We start from the raw sequence: 8,079 nt of genomic DNA on the forward strand, positions 1-8,079 counted from the left end.
AGTCGCTAGAGTAGGACCTCCTCGACCGCCTTTCGTCTCATACCGAGCTTGAAAGCCACGAGCAGACAAACGGCTGCGAAGGCCAAGAACGCTATTGTATCTAGCCAAACAGCTCCCAGCATCGTGTAGGCGGCCGGCTCGACGAGAAGTGTGCTCATGTGCCGCGTAGGCGCATAGCACTCCCACCACTCCCCCCGCCACGCTATCAGGACGTAATCGGAATCCGCCAGGTGGCTGTATTTCGCGGCGTCGCGATCGCACTGATCAAAACCCGAAGGCGCCAACCAGACTTCGTAACTTCCCGAGCTAGCGGGAGGCAAAACAGCACCAAGCTCCTTGGCGTTTGGTAAACGTCCGTGGCTCCTACGAAAGCCCCCTATGGCGTCCGCAACAATCCTGAATTGACCGTCTAACCGTAAGCTATTTTCAATGGTGTGATCGATGCCCGCCCGGTTCCCGACTGCCAGCAGACAGGCCACCAAAGCCAGCAGAACAAGCAAGGCGGCGGAGGCTCTCCGAATTAGCATAGCTCGATCCTGCCAAATCGCTCGGTCGGCGGAAAGCATCAAATCTCTGCTATTGAGCGTCAGCCGACCCGCTGCTTTGCACCGCGACGTTGATGCAAAACTTTTGAATTTTGCATCAATGGGCGCATGTTTTTCTGTCAGGCGCGCTCCAGCAGAGCATCCCGCGTGGCGATCAGGTCAGCGACGTCACCTTTGGCTGGTCCGACCGACGCCATTGCGCGGTCGAGGCGGGCGCGGGAGGCGTCGGAGATTTCACCCAAGCGCCCGGCGATCTCGACCATCTCGTCCATCCGCGCCCAGCAATCGAGCACAAGGTCACAGCCTGCCGCGATCGCGCCAGCTGCCTTGTCGCCGGCGGTGCCCGACAGTGCCTTCATATCGATGTCGTCGGTCATCAACAGCCCGTCGAAGCCGATCCGCTCGCGGATGATCCGCTCGATCACGATCGGGGACAGCGTCGCGGGGCGGTCGGCGTCCCACGCGTCGAAGACGATGTGCGAGGTCATGCCCATCGGCGCCTGGTTGAGCGTGCGGAAGGGTTCGAGGTCGATCTCGAGTTCGGCGTAGGTCGCGGTGACGGTCGGGAGGTGGTGGTGCGTGTCCACGCGCGCTCGGCCGTGGCCGGGCATATGCTTCACCACGCCGACGACGCCGCCCTCGGCCAGCCCTTCCAGTGTCGCCCGGCCGAGCGCCGCGACGCGCATCGGGTCGGCGCCGAACGTGCGGCACGCCACGGCTTCGGTCGTATCGGGTTGCGCCACGTCGAGTAGCGGCGCGCAGTCGACGGTTATCCCGACCTCGCTGAGCATCACGCCCAGCGCCTGCCCGTTCGCACGTGCCGCCTGGATCGCAGTCATCGGGGCGCGTTCATAGGCTGCATCGAATACCGGGCCTGCTGGGAATGCGGGCCATTCGGGGGGACCCATCCGCGCGACGCGGCCGCCTTCCTGATCGATCAGGATCGCCAGATTGTTGCGACCGGCGAGCGCGCGGAGCGAGTCGGTCAGCGCCCTTACCTGCGTGCGATCGACGATGTTGCGCTTGAACAGGATGTAGCCGGCGGGTTCGCACTCGGCGAAGAACGCGCGTTCGGCGGGGGTGAGGACGGGGCCGGACAGGCCGAAGATGACGGGCTTCATGACTGGGTCCTAAACCGAAAAAATCCCCTTACCGTTCACCCTGAGCGAAGTCGAAGGGGCTGCGCGAGATAAGGCCACCACCCGGGCGAAGGCCGGTGCCCAATTGGGGGACGGTCATGACCCAGGGCAGCATTTCGTTACTGCGACCTTTCCAGTTGGGCCCCGGCCTTCGCCGGGGAGGTACTAATTCGCGAGAATTGCGCGTGAGCAACCGGGAACGCTCAATAATCCTTCGACACGCGCACGTTCGCGCTCTGGCGGCCGAGCGTCGAGATGCTCGACAGCAACGACAGCCAGCGGGTGACCTGGAACTCGACCTGCGTCGCCGAATAGCCCTGACCGTCGGTGACGATCTCCGCATACAGTCGCCGCGTGACGTATTTGCCGGCGGCGATCGACGTCCCCTGCCCGGTCTGCGGATCGGCGGGGAGGATGCGGAGGCGATCGAGACCGGCCGCGCGACGCACCGCGTTGATCGGGTTCAGACCGCTGCCACCGCCCTGCAATGCCGCCACCGCCGCCGCCAGCTGCAACGCCTCGGGCGCGGACAAATTGGTGATCGAGGTGCCGAACAACAGCCGCGAGAGCAGTTCGTCCTCGGGCAAAGCGGGCGTGCTGGTGAAGCCGATCTCGGGCTTCAGCGCATAGCCGGTCACCCGGATCGACGCGCTGAGCCCGGTCGAATCCGCGTTCGCCTCGATATCCAGCGCGGGGTTGGCGGGCACCCCGCCGTCGAACCGGATCACGCCGCGCGCGAGTTCGAACTGGCGACCGGCGAACTCGTAATCGCCGCGGACCAGCGTCGCGCGACCGGTGATCGCCGGGTTGTCGGGCGCGCCCGCGATCTGGAGGTTGGCGGACCATTCGCTGGTCAGCCCGAGGCCGCTCACCATAACCTGGTTGGGGGCACGCGCCTTGATCGCCAGCGTCCAGGGCGTGGTGCGTTTCGCGGTTTCCTCCCCGCCCTCGGGCAGGTTGATCTCTCGAATGTTGAGCTGCGGCACCGCGCTGGCGGCGGTCGCCTGACCGAGACGATAGCGGCTCTTGTCGAGCAGGACGTCGCCCGCGATCGTGCCGCCCGAGCCGTTCGACTTGAACGTCAGCGGCCCGGAGACGGTGGCGCCGATGTCGTCGCGGTTGATCATCACCGCCTTGTCGGCCTGCAAGGTCAGGTCGAGGCCGATCCCGGCGGCGGCGGCGAATTCGAACTGGCCGGTGCCGGTGACCCGCCCGCCCTTGCCCGCGTCCGCGCCGAACCGGTCGATCACGAGCCGCGAGCCGCCGAAGCGGCCGGTCGCCTGGACGTTGGTGAGGACGGTGCCGGTGGTCGCGCTTTCGATCCGCGCGCCGTTCGCCTGGACGACGCCGCGTAGGGTCGGGTTGGCGAGCGTACCGACGACGTCCGCGCCGATCGCGACCGGGCCCGAAAGATCGAACAGCTCGACCCCGGTGAGACGCCAGAGCGTGTCCGCGGGCCCGCTGTACCGAAGCTGCCCGAACAGCCGGGCGTTGCTGATGCGCGACGCGAGGTCGCCTCCTCCAGCATTGGGCCCGAGCGGTGCAAGCTGGGCCTGCGCGCGCCCGATCGTCCTGCCGCCCGAGGCGATCACCGCGCGCAGGCCGAGCTTGTCGGGCGACAGCACCGCCGCGACGCCGACGTCGATCGGTCGCGACGACAGGACAAGGCCCGCACGGGCGAGGCCGCGGATCGTGAGGTCGGCCTTGCCGGTCGGCGCGGCGCCGTTCGTCGTGGCGACGTTGAAACGCCCCGATGCCGAACCGCTCAGGCCGAGGCCGGGATAGCCGATGTCGAGCAAGGCGAGCGGCATCCGCGTCAGGCTGGCGTCGATCGCGGTGCTGGTCGCGGTGAAGAGCCCGCCGACCTGCGCCTCGCCGCCGCCGAAGCTGAGCTTGGTCGGGGCGAGGTGCCAGCCGTCTTCGGCCTGGGTGACGACGGCGGGCGTGAGGAGTTTCAACGGGCGACCGTCGAGCGTGCCTTGCGCGGAGATCGCGTAGCTGTTCGCTGTGACCTGCGTGACGCTCTGGATATCGAAGGCGCGACCGCGAGAGCCGGCGATCGATGCCTTGATCGTGCCCACCCCGCCGCGGAGCGATGCGGAACCGTTGAACCGCGCGAGGCTGAGCGCGCCGCGGCGCAGGCCGAGCCCGGTCGCGGTCGCCTCGATCGAGGTGCCGGCGGGATCGAGCAACGTGACGAAATCGAGCTTGCCCTGGCGAAGTGCAACGGTGTCGAGCGTCGCGGCTTTTGCAGCGAGATGGCCTTCGATGCGCTGGATCTGGCCGACCGGACGGAACAGGAGTTCACCCGAGATACCGCCGCCTGCGACCGCGAGCGCGCCGTTGAAGCCGCCATCGACGACCGCGATATTGCCGCTCGCTTTGGTGCCGGCGACGTTCAACGCGGCGATCGCGATCGTCGCGCCCTGCCCCGGCGGCAACAGGATCGCGCCGTTGGTCGTGAACGGCCCGAGCCGCGATCCACCCGCCGCGGTGAAGGCGAACCCCTGCGCCGTCGGATCGAGATGCGCGCGGACGTTCGACAGGCCGAGCGTCGCATTCGGGCTCGCGAAGACGAGATCGAGCGTCGGCTTCTCGATCTGCCCATCGAGTTTCAGCGTGAGCGGACCATAGGTCTGCTGGCGCCCGCCGCCCTCGAAGTGGAACGTCCCGTCACGCCTGCGATCGCCGTTGCCGGTCAGCCGAATCTGCGGCGCGGTCAGCACCAGATTGGTGAAGTGCAGGACACCATCGGTAGTGCGTTCGAGATTGGTGGTGATCCGCGGCAATCCGCCTGCGAGGCTGCGGAAGAACGCGTTGTCGAGCCGTACCATCTGCGCGCTGCCCTGCCCGATCACGCGCGTACCCTTGCGGTTCGGGCCGGGGACCACCCGAAGCGTGGACTTCACGTCGACGATGCCGAGCCCCGGGATCAGATACCGCCCGAGCCCGCCATTGATGCCGACCTCGAACTGGCCGTTGCGCAGGTCGACGACCAGATTGATGCTGCCGGTGAGCTTGTCGGACCGGAGCTTGAGCGCGTCGCCGGTCAGCAGCGTCGGGGTCACGCGGAGCAGCCCGTCGACCGACAGGTTGCGCAGGATCCCGCCCGCGACGCTGCCGACGCCGGTGACGCGCGCCGCGGTGAAGCGGATCGGCACCGTCACCGGCGCGGCGGACAGCCGCCCCTTGCCGGCGGCGTGCGCGTTCTCGAACCCGGTCTGGTCGAAGGCGAAGCGGCTGGCGTCGATCCGGTAGTCGAACGCCGCGGTCGCGAACGGCCCGTCGAGGATCGCGCGCAGTTCGACCATGTTGCCGGTCATGTTGGCAAACAGCGCGGGCGGACGCAGCAGCCGCGCCTTGATCCGCACGTCGCGGTACGCGTTGGTGCCGAGATCGATGATGCCGGTCGTGTCCACCGCCAGTGCCGGCGTGCGCAACGAGAGCTGCCCTTCCAGCCGGCGATTGGCGAACCCTGCACTGCCGTTGACGAGCACGCGCGGCGCGGTCAGCTTTTGCAGCCGCCCCTTCAGCAGCGACGACGGCGCGAGCGTGCCGGACAGCGTATAGCGCCCGGCGACCTGCGCCAGCGCGAGATCGACCACCCGCGTCGTCCCGATCATGCCGTTCGCGCGACCGTTCCACTTCGCCCAGCGGCCGTCGCCGGTCACCGCCAGCGCGACCGGCCCCTTTGCCTTGACCATCCGCGCAAGCACGCCGCCCGCGGCCCCTTTTGCGGCGACGTCGATGTCGAAGCGGTCGCGCGCCGGCTCGGCATCGATCCGGAGCGCCAGGTCGTCGCTGCCCGCAACGCGCGCCTTCAGGTCGACCAGCGCGCGCCCCGAACGGATATCCGCACGCCCGTCGAGCCGCGCGATCCGCTGCGTCCCCAGCACGCGCTTCGCCAGCGTCAGCCGCCCGACCGACAATTGGCCGATACGGATATCGAAATCGGGCAGGATCGGGCCTCGCGTCTTCGACGGCCGAGTGCGCGGCGTGTGCGTCAGGATCGCGCGATCGACGATCAGCCGCCGGATCTCCAGCCGGTTCGAAAACCAGTCGAACGGCGACCAGTCGAGTTCGACATTGGGCGCCTGGAAGACGAGCCCCTCCAGATCATACACGCGCAGATCGATCAGCCGCGTTTCGCCGTACAGCGAGCCGTCGATCCGCCCGACCGTGAAGCGCAGCCCGTTCGCGGTCCGGATCGCGGCGATCCGGTCCGCGACGAAACGATGCCCGATCCCCGTATCGACGATCAGCAACGCCGTGCCGAGGATCACCAGCAACGCCATGACTGCGCTGACGATCCAGCGCCACCACGCGATGCGACGTTTGGGAAGGGTCGCTTCCTCGCTCAAAACGCCTGCCCCAGCGACACGTACACCGCGATCCGGCTATCACCGGGCTGCGGGTTGATCGGGGTGCCGACGTCGAGGCGGATCGGCCCGAAGTTCGAATAATAGCGCACGCCGATCCCGGTGCCGTATTGCAGCCCAGTGAATTTCGGCAGCGGCGAGGTGTAGATATTGCCCGCGTCGAGGAACGGCACGATGCCGAAATTGCCGAACGCCTTCACACGGGCTTCTATCGAAAATTCGGTCAGGCTGCGCCCGCCGATCGGGTCGTTATTGGGGTCGCGCGGGCCTATCGACTGATAGCCATAGCCGCGCACCGACGCGCCGCCGCCGGCGTAGAACCGCCGTGACGGCGCCACCTGATCGCGCGGCGCGCCGACGATCGTGCCGAGCCGGGTGCGCGCCGCCAGCACTACGCTGCCGCCGATCGGCTGGTACACGCTGCCGTCGAACTGCGTCCGCGTGTAGCCGAACACCGCCCCCTGCAACGACACTTCGGGGCTGAGCCGTCCGCCCAGTCGAAAGCCCTTGGTCGGGTTCAGCAGGTCGTCGGAGCCGTCATAGTTGAGACTGGTCGGCAGCGCGCCGATGAAGAAGGTCCGCCGCCGCGGATCGCCGGTCGACAGGATCACGTCGCGCTCGTCCGACGCGATCAGTTCGGACCCGATCGACCACGTCCAGGTCTTCTGAAAGAAGATGTTGGTCTGCCGTTCCAGGGTGCCCGCGAGCGTGAAGGTCTTCGCGTCATACGCATCGCGATTGGTGTGCACCGCGGAGGCCTGCAGCGTCAGGACCCGGTCGCGCGCCTGGAAATTGTTGCGCCGGAACACGATCGAGCCAAGCTGCTCCTGCGTCCCCAGCACGCTGCGTAGCGTCAGTGCACCCTCGGGCGGGAACAGGTTGCGGTGCGTCCAGCTGATTTCCGCGCGCGCGCCTTCGCCCGTGCCATAGCCGAGCTCGCCCGCGACGGTGTGCGGCGGCGCCCGATCGAGCTTCACCGCGACATCGACGGTATCGGGCGTCGCGCCCTGCACCGGCTTGATGTCGACGGCGGAGACCAGGCTGGTCTGGATCAGCGCGCGGCGGAGATCGTCGATCTTGGCCGCGTCGTACAGGTCACCCGGCGAAAAGCGCGCGATCTCCGCGACGTGATCGGCACCGAACACCCGGTTGCCGGGGAGTGCAACGATCTGCCCGAACTTGCGCACGCCGCCGGGCTGCACCGACAGGTCGAGCGTCGCGGTGCGCGTGGCGTGGTCGACGACGATCGCCGGATCGCCGACCTTGGCGAAGGGAAAGCCCTCGCGGCCGATCTGCGTCGTCAGCTTGGCCTGCCCGGCGACGATCGCGTCGGAATTGACCGGATCCTCGGGCTTCACGCCGAACGCGGTGACGAGGCCCGGCGCCTTGTCGCCCGCCGCGGCGATACCGTCGATCGTCACGCCCTTGAACTTATACAGCGTGCCGGGGGTGGCCGACAGCACCACCATCGGCTTCGCGCCGGGCTCGACCCGGGTGACGACGTTGGCGTCGTAATAGCCCTCCGCGCGCAACAGGCTGTTGAGCAGGTCGGCATCCTCGCGCGCCCGCCGATCGAGCTGCGCGGCGTTGGCGGCCTGGTGATCGTTCGCGTCGAGCGTCGAGAGTTGGGCGAACCGTTGGCGCAAAAGCGTGTCGTTGATGCCGTCGATCCCGTCGATCCGCCAGGCATAACGGCTCTCGGCATTGGCATCGACGGCGGCGATCGCTGCGGCCGGATCCATCGGCGACGTGGCGAGATCGGGCCAGCCGACGCCGATATCCGGCAGCGCGGCGAGGGGGGAATTGGGGTCGAGCGACACCGGGGTATCGGCTGGGGTGCTCGCGGGGGTGCTCGCCGACGCACGCGCGCGCGAACCGGACGATGGATCGGTCGTGGGCACGCGAGCAGGCGCGGTTTGCGTGGCGCGCTGCTCGGGAACGGCCGCGGTTTGTGCATCCGCACCGGAAACGGCTGCCCCGGCTGTCGTCAGAACGAAGAAGACGGCGGCCGGCCCG

The 8,079-nt window shown here is 68.0% G+C and carries 3 protein-coding genes; all 3 read right to left on the minus strand.

Annotated features, from left to right (window positions below):
- Positions 1 to 664: 664 nt before the first annotated feature.
- Positions 665 to 1,666: a glycoside hydrolase family 3 N-terminal domain-containing protein gene (locus tag NLI89_RS18925; RefSeq protein ID WP_254688393.1), complete on the minus strand. Its 1,002-nt coding sequence runs from the start codon at positions 1,664 to 1,666 to the stop codon at positions 665 to 667.
- Positions 1,667 to 1,887: 221 nt separating this feature from the next.
- On the minus strand, positions 1,888 to 5,979 hold the full coding sequence (locus tag NLI89_RS18930) for a translocation/assembly module TamB domain-containing protein (RefSeq protein ID WP_254688398.1): 4,092 nt from the start codon (positions 5,977 to 5,979) through the stop codon (positions 1,888 to 1,890).
- Positions 5,980 to 6,041: 62 nt separating this feature from the next.
- Positions 6,042 to 7,964 (minus strand): autotransporter assembly complex protein TamA, encoded by a 1,923-nt coding sequence (locus NLI89_RS18935; protein ID WP_254688399.1) that lies wholly within the window; start codon positions 7,962 to 7,964, stop codon positions 6,042 to 6,044.
- Positions 7,965 to 8,079 lie beyond the last annotated feature (115 nt).

Origin of the sequence: Sphingomonas faeni (assembly GCF_024273235.1) — a bacterium.
GTDB lineage: Bacteria > Pseudomonadota > Alphaproteobacteria > Sphingomonadales > Sphingomonadaceae > Sphingomonas > Sphingomonas faeni_A.

Bases quoted from the DNA above. Each gene is read 5' to 3' on its own strand.
- NLI89_RS18930 (WP_254688398.1), bottom strand. From the start codon at position 5,979: ATGGCGTTGCTGGTGATCCTCGGCACGGCGTTGCTGATCGTCGATACG.
- NLI89_RS18925 (WP_254688393.1), bottom strand. From the start codon at position 1,666: ATGAAGCCCGTCATCTTCGGCCTGTCCGGCCCCGTCCTCACCCCCGCC.